Here is a 19396-nt window from a genome sequence, read left to right as displayed (position 1 = left end):
TCGGCAGGGTCACGGCCAGAGTCCGGCTGTCCCCGAGGTGTCCCCCTCGTTTTCGCTGCTCAGGGCGGGTTGGGGGACTTCGGGGACAGCGGGGACACCAGGGACTCGGTACCGGCCGCCGGTGTCGGCGGCGAGTTGCCCGTCGGCGAGCATCCGCTGACAGGTGCGCTTGACGTTGTCGTAGGCGAGTCCGACCCCCTCGGCGATGACCTTGGGGGTGCTGCCGGGTGTGGCGCGCAGGAAGCGCAGGATCGTCGCGCGGGTCTCGCCGACCTGGTGATCCTCGGCCGGTCCGTCGAGCATTTGCCAGGCACCGGCGGCGGGGTCGAATGTGAGGGCGTACTCGTTCTCGTCGACGTCCCGGCCGGTCACGTGCAGCACGCCGTCACCCTGGTTACGTGCCCGCTTGAGTACGAGGGTGGCGTCGGCGGCACCGGCGAGTCCGTTGGTCCCCGAGACCTCGGTGAGGAAGTCGTCGGATCCGGCCTTGCGTACGTGGTGGACCAGGACGAACGCAACGCCGTAGTCGTCGGCGACCTTCTTCGCCCGGCCGACGGCGGCGTAGTCGGCGTCGTAGGCGGATGCGCCGGGGGCGGAGTGGCCGCGCAGCTTGGCGAACACGTCGATGATGACCATTCGGGCGTTCGGGTTGCGGTCGAGCCACGCGGCGATGGCCTGGTCGCCGCCTTGCGGCAGCGGCGGGCACTCGGTGGCCAGGGTGAGACCGGCCGGGGCCTTGCGCTGGCCGAGAACCTTCCCGAGCCGGTTTTGCAGGCGGCGGGCGGTGTCTTCCAGGGCGAGGTACAGCACGGGGCCGGACTCGACCGGAATCGCGCCGAACGCCTTGCCGCCAAGGGCGACGTCCAGGCCGAGGCCGAGCGACATCCACGACTTACCGACCTTGGGCGGGCCGCAGAGCAGGTTCACGCCCTCGGACAGCACACCGGGCACAGCCCACTTCGGCGGGGCGAACTCCATTGCCATGATGTCGGCGGCGGTCCAAGACGTGCGGATCCGGGCGGGCCGCTTCGCCTCGGGCGACAGCACCTCGGCGGCGTCGTCCGGTCCGGCGACGTGCAGGTGCGGGCGGTCGGCGGGCATGGCGCTCATGCGGCCACCGTCCGGGGGCGACGGGCACCGGCGGCGAGGCCAGAGCGGATCGTGCGTAGCGTCTCGAACCGGCTGAGGCCGATCGACAGGGCGGTCTGCTCCAGCAGCGCGGCGGCCTGGTCGACGGACAGCGCTCCCCCGGCCGCAAGCTGGCCGAGGGCGACCGCGGACACGTAGAGCGTGTGGTTGCGCTCGCCCTCGGCCGCGTGTCGCAGGTGGTCGAGCTGGCGGCCGATCGCGGCATCCAGGTAGGCGCCGGCCCTGCCAGACGGCAGGTCGACAGCGACCGGGCGTTGCGGCGGCAGCGGCGCGGGGGCGAGGCGTTCGGCGAGCCAGTCGGGCAGGTCGGCGACCGGCAGATCGCGGGTGACCGTGTACGGGCGTCCGGCGACGGTGCTTCCGGCCGCGACGACGTAGCCGCCGTGGGCGCGAGTGTCGACCAGCCAGCCGAGGCCGTTGCCGCGCTCCCCGGCCGTGTTGCGCAGGGCCGGACCAGCGACCGGGTGCCGGAAATACAGGTGCGTGCCGCCTCGGCCCGTGGTCACGGTGTACGTGTCGGCAGGCACCGGCCGTCCGGCGACCTCGCACAGCGCGGCGAACACCTCGGCACCGTGGCGGGCCGCCGAGTGAGCGCACCCGGTCGGCGGAGCCTGGTCGGCCTTGCGGACGTCCAGATCGACGACGACTAGCCCGGACGGGCCGCAGGCGATGCCGACCCCGTACGGCACGGTGGACCAGCCGCGTCGGATCCGGTCGTGGTCGACGGTGGCGCGTGTCTCCCAGCCAGTGTGTCCGTTGCGGCAGCGCGGATCCGTGCCGGTGCAGGCGTCGGCGACGTGGTCGGGGAACGCGGGCCTCTTGTCGTCGGGCCGCAGGGGGAAGACGTGCCAGCCGTGCGCGGCGGCGGCGAGGGCCACGTCGCGCAGGTTTTCGGTGTCGGGCATGGTGTTCGGCCTCCGGGTGTCGGGCGTGGACGGCTGGGTCGTGAGGTGCTTGTCGTGCGCGCACGCGGCGCAGTAGCGGGCCTTCTCCCATCGAGCGACCTGCAACGGCTGACCAGAAACGGTGTCTTCGGCCGCGACGGCGCGGTCGCAGATGTGCGGGTAGGGCAGGTCGGCTGGCACGAGGCGGCCGAGGGCCTTGCTCGCGCCGATCCAGTGCCCGCCGGTCATCGGCCCGGCCGCCCGTCGTGGCAGTCCAGGCACTCGCCGAGCGAGCGCGGGATGTAGTAGTCGCGCAGCTCGCCGCAGGTCGGGCAGATGCGGCGCGCACGCAGCGCGGCCGAGATCGCACGCCGTTGTGCCGGGCTGGCGGTGCGCTTGGGCCGGGCGAGGTCGAGCCGGTACAGGTACGCGGTCCGGGTGCCGCCGACGCCCCGCCAGAGGATCTGCGCGGCGATCGGCTGACCGCCCGGCCGCAGGCCGCGCGCCCGAAGCTGCCTGCGGGTGGCGTAGCCGTCCGGCGCGCCCTGCCACCAGAACGTCGGGACGTCGTACCGCTCGGCGTCGGGATCCCAGTAGGCGGCCCGGATCCGCGACATCAGCCGACCCTCCTGCCGAGCGCCGGCCGGTCGGCGGCCCGCCAGCGCAGAGCGGCGGGCCGGATCGCGGCGACGGCGGCCAGCAACTCGCGGCACAGGTGCAGCACGAGGCCGAGCTGTCGCCGGGCGGTGTCCTCGGTCCGGCTGAGCGCGACGCGGATGCGGATCTCGGCGTAGTCGACGTCGGCGGCGCGGACGCGGGTGATGACGGCCCGGCCGCCGAGCGGACCGTCGGCGATGATGTCCGGGGCCTGGTGCAGGGTCACCCCGCAGCGGTGATCGCGGGTGCACCAGGTGGTGTGCGGCGTCTCGGTCCGGCTGAACCGGGCCATGGTCCGGGCCATCAGCGGGTGCCCTTGCCGTGCATCTCGCGCAGGCTGTTGATGATCCGGCGGCCGATGCGCAGGCGGCGTCCGTCGCCGTGGCAGCGGCGGCAGAGGCCGAACGCGCGGCCGAACGGGGAACGGCGCGTGCCGGTGCCGGAGCACTTGCGGCAGGCTCCGAACGGCCAGAGCCAGCAGCCGAGGGCGTAACAGAGCGTGGCGATCGCGGCGGCGAGGATCAGTACGCCGATCATGGTGGTTCCGGGGGTCGCGGTCGCGGCGAGGGCAGACATAGTGAGCCTCCAGAGGGCGTTTTTGGGCGTGAAGGGCTGGCGACGCAACCCGCGACCGGTCAATGTCTGCGCTGACCAGGCCGGTCGCGGGTTGAGTCGCGGTGACGCGACCGGTCGCGGGCGGGCCGCGACCGGCTACGCGGCCTTGCGGCGGGTGATCGCGGCGTCGATGTCGTCGGCCTTGGCTCCCTTGAGGGCCTTGCCGGAGCGCTTGACGTCTACGCTGCGTACACCGAACGACCGGACCTGAGCGGAAATCGATTCGGCGGTCACGTCCGCGTACGCCTCGGGGAGCCGGGCGGCGAGGCGGGCCGCGATCTCTTCCCACTGCGCGCCGGTCTCGCCGCGCTCGATCACGCTGCGGACGTCGGCGAGCACGTCGCGGATCTCACGGGCAACGTCCTCCCCGGCCGCCATGCCGGACAGCGTGCCGGCCGCCTCGCGCAGCTTCCGGGCGGCGATCAGGATCTTCTCCGCGTCGTCCGCGTCGGCGAGGTACGTGCGAACCGTCGGGGTGGCGTCGGACGCGCCGCGCAGGATGCCGACGCCCTTGTAGCTGGGCAGCAGCGTCGACGAGTCGTAGCCCTCGGAGTTCGCCCCCGCTCCCAACACCAGGTCGGAGACGTTCCACGACCCGGTACGCAGGGAGAACCGCACCTGGTGGTTGTCGCGGAAGCTGATGAACTGGGTAGCGACCTGCCCACCGCCGACCCCACTGGGCCGCTGGGTGGCGTCGACGAACCCGACACCGGCCGCCGGGGCGACCTTGACCAGGTAGACCAGCAGAGACGCGATCTCCTTGCTGATGTCGCCGAGGTCGAAGTACTCCTGAAACTCATCCAGGACCACCAGCCGTACCGGCATCCGGTACTTCGGGTCACGGGCGATCTCGCGGGTCAGCTTGCCCTCGGGGCAGATGTCGACCGGCAGCTTGGACAGCCGCTCGTACCGGTCCTGCACGTCGGCCTTGATCTCCCGCAGCGCTTCGAGCGCGATCTCGGCGGGGTCGCCGTCGCGGGTCATCGCCAGACCGAACGCGTACCGGTCGGCGACCAGCGCGAACTTGCGCCAGTCCGGCTTACCGCCACCGTCCAGGACCGTCAGCTTCACGTACGGGTCCAGCGCGGCGTACAGGGCCAGCGAGCGAGCGGCGAACGTCTTGCCCTGCCGAGGCTGCGCGCCGATCAGGATGCTGTTCCACATCAGGTCGACGCTCACCTTGTTGCCGCGCTCGTCCAGCCCGAACGGGGCAGGCTGCCAAATATCGGTCGGCTTGCAGCGCAGCAGTGGCGTCCGGCCCGCACCCTGGGCGAGCGGGTCGCGGTCGGCGACCCACAGCGTGTGCCGTCGGTGCGAGCTGGGATCGCGGGTGATGAACACCTGCGAAACCGCGACGTCCAGGCCCGAGGCGATCGCGCCGCGTGCCTTGACCGCGTCGTCGAACGTCTTCCCGTACGGCAGGTCGATCGACACCTGAGAACCGGTGCCCGAGGCGTCACGGGCCATGGTCGAGCCGAACCCGATCTGTTGGTGCGCCTTGTCCGGGTGCCCGAGGCCAGCGGCGTAGTAGGCCCGCAGGATGATGTCCGGGTTCACCCGGCGGAAGCGACCCGAGACGGTGGCCGGGGTGATGATGCGCCGGTCCTCGGGCCGGCCGATGTGCGCCAGGAATGCGACCAGCAGGCAGGCGGTAAGCACCAGCGCCCACACCGGGGCGACGGCGTAGAGCACCGGGCCGCCGACGCACACCGCGACGGCCTCGGCGGCGAGCACGATGCCGCGCCACATGCGGGTGGCCTTGACCTCGCGGTGCAGCTTGAGCCACATGGCCGGGTCGTTGGCGTCGGCGGCGGCCTGCCGCAGCCCGTACTGCTCCGACACCCACCACCACTTGAGCTGTCGGCCGATGAGCCGGAACGTGCCTACCCCAGCCCAGAATGTGGCGAGGGTGGCGTACCAGGGTGCGCGGACGGCGTGGAACCCGGCGCGGTAGCCGGTCAGGGCGGCGGCCTGCGCGAGGCTGTGTCGGATGTTCGGCCACGTCGACCAGTTGGCCGGCACGATTGGCCGCTTGCCGGACGCGTCAACCGGCGGCAGCTCGACGGGCATCCCACCGCGCTGCGGGATCTCGTCCAGGTTCACCTCGAAGTGCGTGCCGGACTCGGCGGCGGCCCGGCGGGAGCGCTCGGCGTCCAGGTTGACGACCTCGGCGACGTCGGCCTCGGCGGCGTTCCAGTTGAAGTTCTCGGGGTTCGGGTTGGGCGTGTTCACGGCGTTGTCCTCCGGTCTCAGGCGGCGATCACGAGGGCGGCGACGAACAGGAACAGGTAGTGGAAGGACTGATCGAGGGCGTACGAGCCGGTGCCGAGCGACGGGTTGTCATCGCGGCCGGGACGAGGGCAGCCGAGGGCGTAGAACTTCGCGGAGCCGGTCAGCTCGGCGAGGCGCTTGAGCGGGGTGCGCCGGTCGGCGATGTAGTGCGTGACGGCGGAGATCGTGAGTCCGGCGGCGGCCCTGCCGGGGCTGACGTCCAGATCGGTCGACAGCGCGAGGGCTGCGAGGGCGACCAGCGCGGTCAGCGTGTAGGTGGCGACGTGCGCGGCGCAGGCGATGCGGCCGGGCCAGCCGGGGCGGCCCTTGCAGTCGGCCTGGTGCTGGGTCTGGATCCAGTGGTCGGCGACCTGGTGGGCGACGAACAGGGCGACGAAGACAGCGGCAAACGCGGCGGTCATGATGGATGCCTCTCTTGAGGTCTGTTGGCTGATGGGGAGCCGGTGACGCGGCGCTTGCTTGGCGGCGGGTGGCCGCGTCACCGGGCGAAGCTAGGCAGCGGCGAGAGCGGGCGTTTCCGCAGGAAGCGGGGCAGATGGTGACGCATCGGTGACACGCAGGGCGGCGAGGTGTCGTCGCGCGGTCGAGACCGAGACACCGGCCTTGGCGGCGATCTGCGAGACCGGCGCGTCGGGCATCTTGGCGGCGGCCTTGGCGACCTTCTCGGCCGACACCGGGCGCGGTGTGACCCGCTTGACCGGCGTCTTCTTGACTGCCGGAGCCGGAGCGACTTGGACCGTGGGCACCGGCGTGGCAGACGTCTCCGGTCCCCAGATGTCCTCGTTGGTGTAGACCGACTTCGACTCGACCACGTCGGCGGGGGACGGAGCGGGCTCGCTGACCGATGCGGCCTCGGTGAGGGTGCGGATCCGGCCGCCGATCTCAACCAGGCTGATCGACGCGACCACGATCAAACCGTCCACGCTGAACGGCAGCAGGTAGGCCGAGGAGTCGGCCTCGCCGTACCGGGTGGCCACTCCCACCATGTGCCAGTACGAAACCCACGCCGCGATGCCCGCAATGACGGCCGTAGCTCCCAGCCGGACGGCCGACAGCGCACCGCGCCGCGCCGGGATCCGAGAGATCAGCTCGACCGCCAGCAGTAGCGCCACGGGCGACCACGCGGAGATTGCCTGACTGATCACGTTGTCGCTGGCGTGCAGCACGTTGCCCGCCAGCGACGCCGCGATGCCGAGAGCGAACACCGAACGAACACCCCACCCGATGCGCTTGAGGCGCTTGAGGTCCTGGGCCATCACGCGACCGCCTTCCGGGAGGCGGGACGCGCGGCCAGCTCGGCAGCGACGCGGGTCACGCGGGCCTCGGCCCGGCGCAGCCGCCGCCAATCCAGCGGCGACGGGCCACCGTGGTCGGCGGCGTACATCAGGATGATCTCGGCGTCCAGAACGGACAGCTCGGCCTCGATCAGCGGCCACTCGGTCTCAATCGCGGCCAGAGCCTTCGGCGTCGGCTCGGTTCGATGCGGTCTCAACGGAACCTCCAACAGGTTGCAGGCGTGACGAACAGCGCCACTGAGCTGCGGCGTTGCCGCGACTCGCAGTAGCAGTGCGACCATAACCCGCAGTAAAACTGCGAGTCAAGAGAAACTGCGATTGGCAGTGTCTCTGCGGGTCTGTCAAGCTGGAGTGCAACTACATGGGAGGCGCTGTGAGCAGGGGATTTGGCCTAGTTGTACGTTTCGAGCTGCGCGACGAGACCGCCGCCGCAGAGTTCGACAGGCTCGTGGCCCAGGCACGGCCGGAGATCGAACGGCTGGAGCCGGACACGCTGGCGTACGTGATCCACACCGTCCCGACCGAGCCGCTCGTTCGCGTGTTCTACGAGCTCTACGCCGATCGCGCGGCCTTCGACTTTCACGAGGAGCAACCACACATCAAGCGGTTCCTTGCCGAACGCGAGCAGTACCTGAGCGGCGTTGATGTGACGTTCATGCAAGCCGAATCCGGGAAGGGGCTGATGCGCGCATGAGTGAGGGGGATAGCCGAGCGTTCGGGTTGAGAGTGGCCGAATTGCGCAGGCAACGCGGCATGAAACAGGAGGAGTTGGCGGCGACGCTCGGTCGCACCGCGAGTTGGCTTTCGCAGGTGGAACGGGGCATTCAGCCGGTCAATCGGCTAGACGTCCTCCGGCTACTCGCCGACGGACTAGGTGTGCCGCTCCAGACGCTGCGACCGGATACGCCGACGCCGGTATCGGCTCCGGCCGAACCCGCCGACGCGCCGAACGACTTGGATCAAGCACGTCTGACCATATCCGGGTACCCGGTGCCGGACGTTCTCCTCATGGCGAACGCCGCCGACGCAGCCGTCGATGTTGACGAATTGCGGGCCGCGGTGGATGCGGTTTGGGAGCTAACCCATGGAAGCCGATTCGCAGAGCTAAGTTCGGCGATCGGCCCGCTCATTCCCCGATTGGAGCGCGCAGCACGCACCGCTCCGTCAACGGATCAGCCGACGCTATGGCTCCTACTCAGCCGTACGTACCAGGCGCTCTCTGCCGCGTTCGTGCGACAGGACGAACCCGATGCAGCCTGGCTAGCGGCAGACCGATCGATCACTGCGGCCGAACGGTCGGGCGAGGTATTGCACGTCTTCGCTGGTGTTTACCGGCTCGCGCAGGCGTTCGTGCGGCTCAAGCACTTGGATCAGGCTGAGCATGCGGCAGCAACGGCAGTAGTTGCTCTACGTCGGCACCTAAGCGGAACTACCGCACATCCAGAGGCGTTGTCGGTTCTAGGCTCGCTACACCTAGCGTTGGCACTGGTTCACGCACGGGCAGGGAACCGGGCAGACGCCCGGCGGGAGATCGAGCATGCCCGGCAGGTAGCTGAAAAGCTTGGTGTCGACCGGAATGACTTGAACCTCGAATTCGGGCGAACCAATGTTGACATCCAGGCTGTCTCAATCGCGGTCGAACTTGGCGATGCAGGGGAGGCCATCGACATCGGAGAACGGATCAACGCCGAACGGTTGTCGACGGAACGCCGTGCGCGACTAGCGATGGATCTCGGCCGTGCTTATGCGCAGCGCCGGCAGGGCGGCGAGGCGTTGGCGCACTTGCTCGAAGCCGAGAAGTTGGCACCGGAACTCATCCACACTCATGTTGCCGCCCGGAACGCGATCCGCGAACTGATCCTGGTCGCCGGACGTGCGGCATCACCAGAGCTGAAGTCGCTCGCGGAAAGGGCGGATGCGCAGCCCTGACCTCCTGGTGTCCCCGCTGTCCCCCGTGTCCCCGCTGTCCCCGAGAGGTGCTGAACTGCGGAAACAACGGGGGGCAGCTAGTGGGTAGCTGTCCCCCGGCAGGTCGGTCGCGGGCGGAAGCACCGTCACTCGTTGCTTGGATTCGGAAAACTCCGGAAAAGGGCGCGGAGGGCATCCGCCGCCTGGTCAGGACTCAGGTCCCGCCAGGGCTTCCGTGGTTCTAGACTTTGGGAAATAGGGATGGTCAATAGCTCGCCTCGGCGGCCGGTCCGTTGCCGCGTCGGCCCGTTTGACCTTGCGCATGCTCGGCTTGCGCCGGGCCGCCTTGACGAAGGGACACTGGCCGCCCGCTGGTCCAATAGCGCTGATTTAGGATGCGGTCATTAGGCCGGTTCCGTATTCGGCGAGGGCCCGAGATCTGGCGGCCATGAAAATCGCATAATCGTCATCGAAGAGTGAATGCGGGCAAGCGGCAGATTCCAGGATCGTGTCAAGCGAAGCGCCTGGCATCCTGGACTTGTAAACGCTTGGCGCTACACCACCCAGCGTTTTATTGTCGTCCGCGGATATAATCGCGAAGTTCGTCAGCTTGTTTATTTCGCCAGTGCTTTTACCTTGCCCCTTCAGGAAACTGCGGGGCATCAAATGATGAAATTCTTCACGATTATAGGCTTGAAGAACTGGCCCAAGATCGATCGGCGAGCCGGAGACAAATGATAGAGGACGACGGTTCGCCAAAAGCAAAATAAACGTCTTGGTGTGCACAGTTCCAATCGTGAAGGACTGCTCCATGAAGTAGTCCGCGTCCACCACTGCTGCGAAGGTGTCGATAGCCGACTTGCCCCACTTTTGAAGCTTTCGCATTTCGCCGATATCGCGTTTGAGGTTGCGAAGAACGCCCGCACTAAAGCGTCGTGAGAAACAGGACTTCCAAAACCACCTTTTTAGGGCCGACCTCTGCTCATCTGTGAGCTTGCGTCCAGCGCTTCCCGAAGTCGAGAAGAAGACTGAAAGCGGAACAAGAAGTGCGCTGTATGGGAGGTTCGCGAGAGTTTTAACTTCTAGATTCGACCGAAGGAAGTCGATCGCTCCTCTTACTCCGTTTTCGATTTCATCAAACCTCCCTCGGACCTCTGACCCTTTGAGGTCCATCAGTGCAGCAGGCGACGCGTCCTGGGCTACAACCGCCGCACAACAGCGGAGGATGAGGTTCGTGTCTTCTGAGATATCTCCGAACCCGTGAGGGGAGACTTCATCTGCCAAGCTGCGAATTCGTTCTTGGAGATCGAAGTCTTCGCTCCAAGTCCAAGCCGAAAGCAACTGGAAAGTGTCCAGCTCGACGCCCATCCGATTGACACGCTCGAAGACGATAGCGACCTTGGCGCGGTCCTCGGTCGCTACCTCTTGCGTAGGCACGGTGGCTTCCTTGAATACAGACTGAACCTGGTCGATCAGATTCGCCTGCTCAGGTGAAAGGGAGCTGGTTGCCTGCCTGTAAGCCGTTACGTCGAAAAAGGTTCCCACGGGGAAGTGGCGGTCCGGCTTTACTTCATTCTCAGGCAGGCAGACGAATTGGCTTTCCTGGAGATCCGAATGTGCGCCCATGTCGAAATAGATTCGAGTCCAAGACGAATCCTCGGTTGGACTAAGGTCCGTCTGGAACACCCCGAATATCGACGTCAGGCGTTGCTGACCGTCAAGAACATAGTCGATCGGGTATTCTGGTTCTACGTCTTGGAGCTCGAATGGGCCGAGCCTTTTCTCGTAGCTTAACTTCTCTTTGGTGCGCCATAAGATCAGCGAGCCGAATGGATAGCCTTTGTAGATGGAATCCATCAGATAGGCCACTCGCTCGGAATCCCATACAAATCCTCGCTGAAATGCGGGGATCCTGATAGTCCCATTCTGCACCTGCTCAAGAATCCTACGAATGGTGATAGCCAACGGAACCTCCGATGAGACCTTCCGGCAAGATCGAGACTCGGCGAGAGTATGAAGCGCCTTGTCTCGGGCCAACCATAGTTGGTCCGCGTGCTACAGGGTGAGGGGCAGGAGTCGAGGCTTGACGCCCCAGGCCAGTCTGCGCGGGCCATTGGCGGGCCATTAGAGCAGGCCGTGGCAGGTAACTCCAGGCCACTCGATCTCTCTCTGAGCGGCTCGACAGAGTGATCACCAGTGCCCCTTGTACGGTTCCCAAGCTGACAGTGCGGGTTCGATTCCCGTCACCCGCTCCACACCGAAGGCCCTGGCCAGGACGTGAGTCCCGGCCGGGGCCTTCGACGTTCACGGTCAAACCATCACGTGCCGTGCCACTAGCCGCTGCTTCGCCAGGTCGTCAGGTTGCCTCGAAGCCCCGGTACGTTCCGGACTCGTCGGCGGCGTCGGCGAACTCGGCGAAGTCCATGTTGGCGATGGTGAGGTTGGCTGAGACGTCCGCGTACCAGCGGGGCGGCACGCGGAAGGTGCGACCGGGCTCGCGGCTCAGGTCGACAGCGAGCAGCGGGCGTTCGACGTCGGTCATCGTGGCCGCGTCGGCCACGAACAGGTAGGTGAGCCAGTTTTCATCACTGATGGGGGCGTTCGCGTCGATCAACTGCTTGACGGTCGCCTCGCTGTAGGCGGGGTCGTCGACGAAGGTCGCGCTGTAGTAGCAGTCCCACCGGCGAAACTCTTCTTTGACGGCCTCCCAGGCGCCGTCGTCGGTGAAGTCGGTCCGGAGCACGAGCGATGCGAGGTCGTCGGGTTGCGGCAAAGGGGACACGACGAAGATCCTCCACGCCGCCAGGCCCTATCGGTAGTCGGCGAAGATTCGACGTTCCACGCCGTCGACGGTGACCGGGCCGCCGTGGGGAAGGATCCACTGTGGTCTGGTGTGACCGAATGGGACCCCGACGCAGACGACCGCCTCGGGGTTGTAGCGGGCCACCATGTCGACGACAGTGTCGCGCTGCTGCTCGCGGAGCCGTGCCCGATCCGCGGCCGGGGGCCGACGGGTGTGGTCGGAGACCGGCGGACGGGCGACCAGGACCGCGTCGACGGCGCTGAGAAGACCGCGTTCACCCAGTGATCGGACGATCCAGCCGACCTCGCGGGCGGGGAGAAGCTCCTCCGACGTCTCGATGATCAGCACCCCGCCGTGCAGGACCTCCGGGGGAAACGGGAAGCGTCCCGCCGTCAGGATCCACTGGATGACTTCCAGGCAGCCACCCCAGGTGGGGCCGGTGACTGCGCGCGGCGGCCCGTACCAGCTCCACGGCTCCGTCGGTTCGCGCTCGCCGAACGACGTCAACGCCTGCGGATCTGCCCAGTCGATGCCGATGTCCTCGGACTCACCCGGGTCGGTGATCTCCAGCCGTTCCCCGGTGAGTAACGCCGCTCGCAGCGACCGGACGTGGATGTCGTCGACGGCAGGCCCGGGGCCGAGGTGTACTTGGGAGGACCCGCCGTAGAAGCTGGCGATGCCGAGGCCCCAGAGCCAGTGGTGCAGGTTGGTGTTGTCGCTGGTGCCGAGGAACGGCTTCGGGTCGGCGCGGGCCAGGTCGGCGTCCAGGTGGGGGATGACGGTGATCTGGTCGTCGCCGCCGACGACGGCGAGAATGCCGCGTACCTGGGGGTCCGCGAAGGCGGCGTTGATGTCCGCCGCCCGCGCTGCCGCGCTCGCGCCCACCTGGCGGGTGGTGGGGTATTCGACCGGAACGAGGCCGGTCAGGTCGGCGAGCCGTCGCATGGCCTGCTCGTGGATCCCGGGATAGGCACCGGCCGCGGCGAAGGACGGTGAGAGCACCGCGAGGTGGTCCCCCGGGCGTGCCTTCCGAGGGCGAACAAGCTCATGCTTCATGTCGAGATCCAACAGGTGCGCCAGCCGGTGCGCATCTCATTTCGAGACGCGTTCCAGGAGAACCACGGGGATCTCCCGGCGTGCCAGTGGGCCGGGAAGGCGTGGTCGACCGCCGTCGGCGGAGCGGGCATCGGCGACACGGATGCCTTTCGTGTTCATGGCAGGATCTGCCAGGTGCAGGTCGGGATGCTTGGTCCATTCGAGGTTCGCACGGACGTCGGCACCGTCATCGACGTGCCGGGCGCGCGGCTGCGCGGGCTGCTGACCGCCCTCGCGCTCAGCCCGGGTCACGTGGTCCCGAAGGGGACCCTCGTCGACTGGATCTGGGGCGAACATCCGCCCAATGACGCGGTGAACGCCCTGCACCGCCTGGTTTCCCGGCTTCGGAAGGCGCTGCCGGAGGGGTCGATCGAGGGACAGACGGACGGCTACCGGTTGATGGTCGAACCTGACGTCGTCGATGCCGTACGGTTCGAACGCCTCGTCGGCCTGGCTCGCGATGATGAGGGCCCGCAGCGGGTACGACGGTTGCGCGAGGCCCTCGACCTGTGGCGCGGTGCGGCGATGCAGGACGTCGGTCTGGTCGACAGTACGGCGCTCGACGCGGCGGTCACCCGACTCGACAGGCTGCGTCTGACGGCCCTGGAGGATCGCTTCGACGTTGAGATCAGTCTCGGCCACGGTCCGGAGCTGGTCGCGGAGCTGACCGACCTGGTGGCCGCGCACCCGGTGCGGGAACGGCTGGTTCTCGGGTTGATGCAAGCCCTCGCCGCGAGTGGCCGCGACAACGAGGCGCTGCTCGTGTACCAGCGCACGAGTGAGGCCCTGGCCGACGCGCTGGGCGTCGACCCCTCGCCGGAACTCTCGGCGTTGCACGTCGCGCTCCTGCGGGGCGAGGTGCGGCGGCGCGCGGAGGGCCGGAAGACGAACCTTCGTGCCGAGTTGAGCAGCTTCATCGGCAAGGACGAGGCCGTTGCCGCGGTCGGCGCGCTCGTCGCCGAACATCGGCTCACGACCCTGATCGGGCCGGGTGGCTCCGGGAAGACCCGGCTGGCCACGGAAACCGCGCGCAGGATGCTCGACGACCTGCCGGACGGCGCCTGGCTGGTCGATTTCGCTGCGATCGGCGCGGACGGCGACGTGGTGCAGGCGACGCTTGCGGGGCTCGGACTCCGGGACGCTCTGCTCGGCGAGCCACCGAGCATGGAGTTGGTCGACCGGCTCGTCGCCGCGATCCGCGAGCGGGAGGCGTTGCTGATCCTGGACAACTGCGAGCACGTGATCGAGTCGGCGGCGGTGCTCGCTGACCGGCTGCTCGGGGAGTGTCGGCGACTGCGGATCCTCGCGACGAGCAGGGAGCCGCTCGGCATCACCGGTGAGGCGCTCTGGCCGGTCGCGCCACTGGCCCTGCCGGACGCCGACGCCGACGCCAGCGAGATCGAAACCTCTCCGGCTGTCCGACTGCTACGGGACCGAGCGGTCGCGGTGCGGCGGGATCTGGCGGTCGACGCCTCCACGCTGTCGACGATGGCGCGGATCTGTCGGGCGCTGGACGGGATGCCGCTGGCGATCGAACTGGCCGCCGCCAGGTTGCGCACCATGTCCATCGACCAGCTTGCCAGGCGGCTCGACGATCGGTTCCGCCTGCTGACCGGCGGCAGCCGTACTGCGTTGCCCCGGCACCGGACGCTGCGCGCGGTGGTCGACTGGAGTTGGGAGCTGCTGACCGACGCCGAACGGACGGTGCTGCGCCGGCTGTCGGTGTTCTCGGGCGGGGTGAGCCTGGAAGCGGCCGAACGGGTCTGCGCCGGCGACGAGGTCGAGCAGGATGACGTGCTCGAGTTGGTCACCGCGCTGGCCGAGAAGTCGCTGTTGGTCGCCGAGGGCGGCGAAGCCCCGCGCTACCGGATGCTCGGCACGATCAAGGAGTACGCCGTGCACCGCCTCGCCGAGGCGGGGGAATCGGACCTGGCTCGCCACGCGCATCTGGCGTACTTCACCGAACTGACCGAGACCGCAGAGCCGCAGCTTCGCCGCGCGGACCAGGTGAGATGGCTCACCACTCTCGAAGTCGAGCACGACAACATCGGTGCCGCCATGCGCGGTGCCCTCGCTGCCGGCGAAGCCCACGCGGCCATGCGGTTGGCCGCGGGTGCCGGCTGGTACTGGTGGCTCGGTGGCCACCGGACCGAAGGCATGGAGTTGATCACGGCGGCCACCGAGACGCCTGGTGAGGTCAGCGACGAAATCCGGGCCACTGTGTACGCGCTCGTCGTGCTCTTCATCAACTCGGGGCCTGGCGACGAGCACCAGGCGGCGGAGTGGATCCACAAGGCGTACGAGTTCAGCCAGCGCAGTAACGGGGGCCACCCGGGGACGGCACTCGTCGTCCCGCTGGAACGGATGTTGCGAGCGCCGGACGCGATCCTGCCCGCATGGGAACCGCTGCTGAACGACGAGGATCCCTGGGTACGCGCACTGGCCCGATTGCAACTCGGCAAGATGCGGATCATTTTCGGCCAGGACGGTCCGGAGGTGGACGAGTATCTCGTGGCGGCGCTCGCCGAGTTCCGGGCACTCGGCGAACGGTTCGGGATCTCATTCGCCCTGACCGAGCTGGCGGAGCTGATTGCCGTACGCGGTGAGTTCGTCGGTGCGTGCGAGCTCTACGAGGAGGCGACCGCGGTCGTCACCGAGGTCGGCACCGTCGAGGACATCATCCGGATGCGGTCCCGGCAGGCTCAGCTGTACTGGTTGCTTGGCGATGAGAAGTCCAGCGCGGCTGCCATGGCCGAGGCGCGGCGATGCGCGGAGCGGGTCACGTGGCCGGGTGCGTTGGCCGTGCTGGCTCTGTCACAGGCGGAACTCGCTCGCTGGAGTGGCGATGCCGAAGAGGTGGGCCGGCAGGTCGGTGTCGCGACGACCCTGTTGCGCGATGAGGCGAAGCAGGCGTACATCCGCGTGATGACGCACGACCTGCTCGGTTATGTCGCGGACGATCTCGGTGAGGCGCGCAGACACCACTCCTCGGCCTGCGTGGCGGCCGCCGAGACAGGGCACGCACCCTCGATAGCGCGGGTTATCGTCGGCGTCGCGGACCTGGCGCTGCGCCTTGACCAGTACGAGCACGCCGCCCGGTTGCTCGCGGCCAGCAGCGGTGTGCGCGGACGGCAGGATCATTCCCAGCCGGATGTGGCCCGGATCGAGCAGGAAGTACGGCGCCGCCTCGGCGAAGTGAGCTTCGCAGAGGCGGCGCGAGAAGGCAGTCGGACGGACTGGAACCGGTTGGTCGCTGTCACGCTCGCTTCGTGAACGTGGAACGCGCCCACAGGTAGCCGACGAGAGCAATGCCGACGCACCAGGCGAGGGCGGGGATCACGTTACCGCTGGACGGTGTCCCGTTGAGGAACCCGCGCAGAGTTTCGATGATCGGCGTGAAGGGCTGGTATTCCGCGAACTCACGCAGCCCGGGCCCCATCTTGTCCGCCGGCACGATCGCGCTGCTGAAGAACGGCAGCATGACCAGCGGTACGGAGGCCAGACCCGCCGTTTCCGGAGACTTCGCCGAAAGACCCAGGGCGACCGTGAGCCAGCCGGCGGCGAAGCCGAGCAGCACGATGATGCCGAGCGCGCCGAGCCAGCCGAGGAGGCTCGCCGACGGGCTGAATCCGAGCAGGAAGGCCACCCCGACAAGGGCCGCGATGGCGACCAGGTTGGTCAGCACGCTGGCGACGACGTGACCGGTCAGCACCGCACCGCGGGAGACGTGCATGACTTTGAACCGGTTGATGATGCCCTTCGTCATGTCGGAGTTCACCGCGGTCGCGGTGGCCCCCAGCCCGTAACAGACCGCCAACAGCATCAGTCCGGGAGTCGCGTAGTCGATGTAGTCGACCCCGACGTTGAAGGCGTCACCGAACATGTAGACGAACATCAACATGATCACGATGGGCATCAGGACCGCGTTGAACACCGAGGTCGGGTTTCGGGCGATGTGCTTGAAGTTGCGACGCAGCATGACGATCGAGTGGGACTTGGTGCTCATTTCGCGGAGACCTCCTGGGTGCGGCTGCCCGTCAGGGCGAGGAAAACGTCGTCGAGGTCCGGCGTCTGCACGGAGAACCCTTCGGCGCTGATCGCGTACTCGTCGAGCCGGTCCAGCAGGGCCCGCAGCGAGGCCGTGCCGCCATCGCTGGGAACCCGCAGGGCCAGTGCGTCGTCGTCCCGCGTGGAGTCGGTGAGCACCCGGGCGGCCGCGTCGAGTTCGGCGACGGTGGCGAACCGGAGCCGGACGTGAGTGCCCGGGATCTGGCGTTTGAGCTCGTCGGGCGTGCCCTGGGCGACCAGGCGCCCCTGGTCGAGTACGGCGATCCGGTCGGCGAGCTGATCGGCTTCCTCGAGATACTGAGTGGTGAGGAAGATCGTCACGCCGTCGGCCACCAGGTCACGGATGATCGACCACATCGTGCGACGGCTACGTGGATCCAGGCCCGTGGTCGGCTCGTCGAGGAAGATGATTCGCGGGTCGCCGACGAGCGTCATCGCCAGATCCAGCTTGCGGCGCATACCGCCGGAATAAGTCGACACCGGCTTCTGTGCTGACTCCACCAGATCGAACCGCTCCAGCAGCTCCGTGACGACCCGCCTGCCGTCCTTGCCGGGAACCTGACTGAGATCCACCATCAGCTGCAGGTTCTCTTGGCCGGTCAGTAGCTCGTCCACCGCCGCGAACTGACCGGTGACACCGATTGCGGCGCGCACCGCCTTGGCCTGGGTGGCGGCGTCGTGCCCCGCGATGCGTACGGTCCCACCGTCGGCCTTCACCAACGTGGTCAGCACGTTCACCGTCGTCGTCTTACCCGCCCCGTTCGGACCGAGCAGGGAGAAGATCGTGCCCGCACGGACATCCAGATCGATGCCATCGAGCACGACCTTGTCCTTGTAGGCCTTTCGCAGCCCGGAGACTGCAATCGCTGAACTCGTCATGCAACTACCATCGGCGGCTGGGCTGTCACCCCCCTGACATGGCCCTGACACGGCCACTGACACGGGTCTGAACGCATCGATTAACGGCAACGACAGTGGTAGTTCCTGCCGGGCCTCGGCACCGGCTAGGGTCCGGCGTGGAGGTGGTCCGTGTTCACCGAAGCCTTTCCGATCGTGACGACACCTGACCTGCCACGACTGATCGCGTTCTACCGGGACGTGGTCGGCTTCGAGCTGACCTACCGGTTCCCGGACGAGGGCGCCCCGGAGTTCGTCGCTCTGCGGCTGGGCAGCAGCGAGCTCGGCCTGGCCGCCAACCCGGAGGCTGGCGGGCCGGCCGACTCGCACCGCTGGGAGTTGTGCGTCTATGCCGACGACTGCGACGCAGCAGTGGGCGCGTTGCGTACGGGCGGGGCGACAGTCATCGAGGAGCCGGTCGACCAGCCCTGGGGTGAGCGGTCCGCGCGGGTCACCGACCCCGACGGCAACCGGTTGCTGGTGCTGGCCCGGCTCTAGGCGACCGTGCCGGGAAGGAGGTCGGTCATCGCCTCCAGAACAGGAGATGGGTGATTCCGCTGGGGCTGGGCACCGACTCGAGGTGGAAGCGGTCGAGCAGCTCGTCGGGGCTGTCCCACAGCCGCTCGCCCCGGTGAAGGTCGACGGGCGCGACGGCGATGTGCATCGTGTCGACCAGGTCGGCCTCGAGGAACTCGCGGATGATCGCCACCCCACCACCGAGGCGTACGTCCCGACCGGCGGCTGCCTGCTTCGCCTCGGCCAGTGCCTCGGCCGGGCTGACGTCGCGGAAGTGGAACGTCGTGTCGGACAGGCTGAACGACGGGCGCACGTGGTGGGTGAGCACGAAGACCGGCGTGTGGAATGGCGGGTTGTCCCCCCACCAGCCCTGCCACTCGTGGTCCTTCCAGGGGCCACGCTGGGGGCCGAACTTGTTGCGACCCATGATCTCCGCGCCGATGTTGCACTCGGCGTCGCGGGTCAGGTAGTCGTCCAGGCCACGGGTGCCGCCCGGCTCGGTGCGATAGACGAAGCTGGCGGTGGCGGCACGCCAGGAGAACATTGGGGTGGGGTCCGCGTGACCGAAGGGTCGTTCCAGGCTCTGCCCCTCTCCGGTCCCGAACCCGTCGCGCGAGACGTTGAAGCACTGCACCCGCAGTAGTTGTGGCATGGCATCTCCTCTCAGGTTTACGGGTCGGCGTCAGCTCGGCCCCCTCCCGGTGGGTGCCGCTCCCGGAGGGGTCGGAGCCGAACACGATGGCCCTACCGGGATGAAGTGTGACCCGTGTCACCTGCGGGCTCGGTCAGGAGCCAGGTCCCGGCGTGTTCCGGGTCGCGTGACCAGCGCATCCGGGCCCTCTCCTCCGGGCGAGGGCTCCAGTCCCGGTAGGGCGCGAGGGCCACCCGCCAGGCGATCACCGCGAAGAAGTAGAGGCCCGGGCCGACCAGCCAGAGCAGCGCGTCGCGTCGCCGATAGGAGGCGTACGGCGCGAGCCACGCGGTTGCCGCCATCGGCACCGCGACCGCGCTGAGGTCGGCCACCGGCCCGCGGCCGAACCGAGACTCGATCAGCTCGCGGAGGATGAGCGACGGAACCACCACCCCGACCAGTAACGCCACCGTGCGGATCAGGCGGAGCCGGCGGGTCCGATCCGGGGCTACGCGGGGGGCGGTTGCTTCGGCGGGCACCCCCGGAGGGTACGGGCTGGCCGCAGCGGTAGCTCCAGGACTGCCGG

20 protein-coding genes are annotated in these 19396 nt (G+C 68.2%); 4 read left to right on the top strand and 16 right to left on the bottom strand.

Annotated elements, in window-relative coordinates; genetic code table 11:
• Positions 1-9: 9 nt before the first annotated feature.
• The 9 genes from ABZ794_RS09655 to ABZ794_RS09615 all read right to left on the bottom strand — a co-directional run bounded on the left by ABZ794_RS09655 (position 10) and on the right by ABZ794_RS09615 (position 7089).
• Positions 10-1110: an AAA family ATPase gene (locus tag ABZ794_RS09655; protein ID WP_124857465.1), complete on the bottom strand. Its 1101-nt coding sequence runs from the start codon at positions 1108-1110 to the stop codon at positions 10-12.
• Entirely contained in the window at positions 1107-2282 is a 1176-nt protein-coding gene (locus tag ABZ794_RS09650) for a bifunctional DNA primase/polymerase (RefSeq protein ID WP_357515295.1), read from the bottom strand. Before ABZ794_RS09650 ends, ABZ794_RS09655 begins: the two co-directional genes overlap by 4 nt.
• Positions 2279-2650 (bottom strand): RRQRL motif-containing zinc-binding protein, encoded by a 372-nt coding sequence (locus ABZ794_RS09645; protein WP_124857463.1) that lies wholly within the window; start codon positions 2648-2650, stop codon positions 2279-2281. The genes ABZ794_RS09650 and ABZ794_RS09645 overlap by 4 nt, the downstream gene beginning before the upstream one ends.
• Positions 2650-2994 (bottom strand): hypothetical protein, encoded by a 345-nt coding sequence (locus ABZ794_RS09640; RefSeq protein WP_357515037.1) that lies wholly within the window; start codon positions 2992-2994, stop codon positions 2650-2652. The genes ABZ794_RS09645 and ABZ794_RS09640 overlap by 1 nt, the downstream gene beginning before the upstream one ends.
• Positions 2994-3266 carry a hypothetical protein gene (locus tag ABZ794_RS09635; protein ID WP_357515035.1) on the bottom strand — a complete coding sequence of 91 codons (273 nt, stop codon included), beginning with the start codon at positions 3264-3266 and terminating at the stop codon, positions 2994-2996. Before ABZ794_RS09635 ends, ABZ794_RS09640 begins: the two co-directional genes overlap by 1 nt.
• A 135-nt stretch (positions 3267-3401) precedes the next feature.
• A complete protein-coding gene (locus ABZ794_RS09630) occupies positions 3402-5537 on the bottom strand; it encodes a cell division protein FtsK (protein WP_124857457.1) in 2136 nt (711 codons plus the stop codon).
• A gap of 17 nt (positions 5538-5554) precedes the next feature.
• Positions 5555-5998, bottom strand: coding sequence for a DUF3307 domain-containing protein (locus ABZ794_RS09625; RefSeq protein ID WP_124857455.1), 444 nt, complete (start codon positions 5996-5998; stop codon positions 5555-5557).
• Positions 5999-6088: 90 nt separating this feature from the next.
• Positions 6089-6853, bottom strand: coding sequence for a DUF2637 domain-containing protein (locus tag ABZ794_RS09620; protein ID WP_357515032.1), 765 nt, complete (start codon positions 6851-6853; stop codon positions 6089-6091).
• On the bottom strand, positions 6853-7089 hold the full coding sequence (locus tag ABZ794_RS09615; protein ID WP_124857453.1) for a DUF6284 family protein: 237 nt from the start codon (positions 7087-7089) through the stop codon (positions 6853-6855). The genes ABZ794_RS09620 and ABZ794_RS09615 overlap by 1 nt, the downstream gene beginning before the upstream one ends.
• 176 nt (positions 7090-7265) lie before the next feature.
• On the opposite strand from ABZ794_RS09615, the gene ABZ794_RS09610 reads away from it, so the two are divergent.
• Positions 7266-7586 (top strand): antibiotic biosynthesis monooxygenase, encoded by a 321-nt coding sequence (locus tag ABZ794_RS09610; protein ID WP_244218973.1) that lies wholly within the window; start codon positions 7266-7268, stop codon positions 7584-7586.
• Positions 7583-8821 (top strand): helix-turn-helix transcriptional regulator, encoded by a 1239-nt coding sequence (locus ABZ794_RS09605; protein WP_357515030.1) that lies wholly within the window; start codon positions 7583-7585, stop codon positions 8819-8821. Before ABZ794_RS09610 ends, ABZ794_RS09605 begins: the two co-directional genes overlap by 4 nt.
• 369 nt (positions 8822-9190) lie before the next feature.
• On the opposite strand, the gene ABZ794_RS09600 is transcribed toward ABZ794_RS09605, so the two are convergent.
• From ABZ794_RS09600 to ABZ794_RS09590, 3 genes are all read right to left on the bottom strand, one after another.
• A complete protein-coding gene (locus ABZ794_RS09600) occupies positions 9191-10765 on the bottom strand; it encodes a DUF262 domain-containing protein (protein WP_357515028.1) in 1575 nt (524 codons plus the stop codon).
• 391 nt (positions 10766-11156) lie between these two features.
• Complete coding sequence (locus ABZ794_RS09595; protein WP_210783055.1) at positions 11157-11582, bottom strand: hypothetical protein; 426 nt, start codon at positions 11580-11582, stop codon at positions 11157-11159.
• 27 nt (positions 11583-11609) lie between these two features.
• Positions 11610-12548, bottom strand: a complete 939-nt coding sequence (locus tag ABZ794_RS09590) for an LD-carboxypeptidase (protein ID WP_247669245.1) — start codon at positions 12546-12548, stop codon at positions 11610-11612.
• Between the two features lie 285 nt (positions 12549-12833).
• On the opposite strand from ABZ794_RS09590, the gene ABZ794_RS09585 reads away from it, so the two are divergent.
• Positions 12834-15971, top strand: a complete 3138-nt coding sequence (locus ABZ794_RS09585) for a BTAD domain-containing putative transcriptional regulator (protein WP_210783051.1) — start codon at positions 12834-12836, stop codon at positions 15969-15971.
• Here the strand turns inward: ABZ794_RS09585 and ABZ794_RS09580 are convergent.
• Both ABZ794_RS09580 and ABZ794_RS09575 read right to left on the bottom strand, forming a co-directional pair.
• A complete protein-coding gene (locus ABZ794_RS09580) occupies positions 15955-16704 on the bottom strand; it encodes an ABC transporter permease (RefSeq protein ID WP_210783049.1) in 750 nt (249 codons plus the stop codon). The genes ABZ794_RS09585 and ABZ794_RS09580 overlap by 17 nt on opposite strands.
• Entirely contained in the window at positions 16701-17645 is a 945-nt protein-coding gene (locus ABZ794_RS09575) for an ATP-binding cassette domain-containing protein (RefSeq protein WP_210783107.1), read from the bottom strand. The genes ABZ794_RS09580 and ABZ794_RS09575 overlap by 4 nt, the downstream gene beginning before the upstream one ends.
• 174 nt (positions 17646-17819) lie before the next feature.
• Here ABZ794_RS09575 and ABZ794_RS09570 point away from each other — a divergent pair, with 174 nt between their 5' ends.
• The gene (locus ABZ794_RS09570) at positions 17820-18161 is read left to right on the top strand and encodes a VOC family protein (RefSeq protein WP_238690284.1); all 342 of its coding nucleotides are present in this window, start codon (positions 17820-17822) and stop codon (positions 18159-18161) included.
• A 25-nt stretch (positions 18162-18186) separates the two neighbouring features.
• Here the strand turns inward: ABZ794_RS09570 and ABZ794_RS09565 are convergent, their stop codons facing one another.
• Together ABZ794_RS09565 and ABZ794_RS09560 are read right to left on the bottom strand one after the other, a co-directional pair.
• A complete protein-coding gene (locus ABZ794_RS09565; protein ID WP_210783045.1) occupies positions 18187-18831 on the bottom strand; it encodes a dihydrofolate reductase family protein in 645 nt (214 codons plus the stop codon).
• 92 nt (positions 18832-18923) lie between these two features.
• Positions 18924-19349 carry a hypothetical protein gene (locus ABZ794_RS09560; RefSeq protein WP_210783043.1) on the bottom strand — a complete coding sequence of 142 codons (426 nt, stop codon included), beginning with the start codon at positions 19347-19349 and terminating at the stop codon, positions 18924-18926.
• Between the last annotated feature and the right edge of the window lie 47 nt (positions 19350-19396).

The organism is Micromonospora sp. NPDC047187 (genome assembly GCF_040643355.1).
In the GTDB taxonomy this organism is placed as follows: domain Bacteria; phylum Actinomycetota; class Actinomycetes; order Mycobacteriales; family Micromonosporaceae; genus Micromonospora; species Micromonospora salmantinae.
The sequence above is the reverse complement of the archived record's forward strand: the minus strand, read 5'-3'. Positions and strand labels throughout refer to the sequence as shown.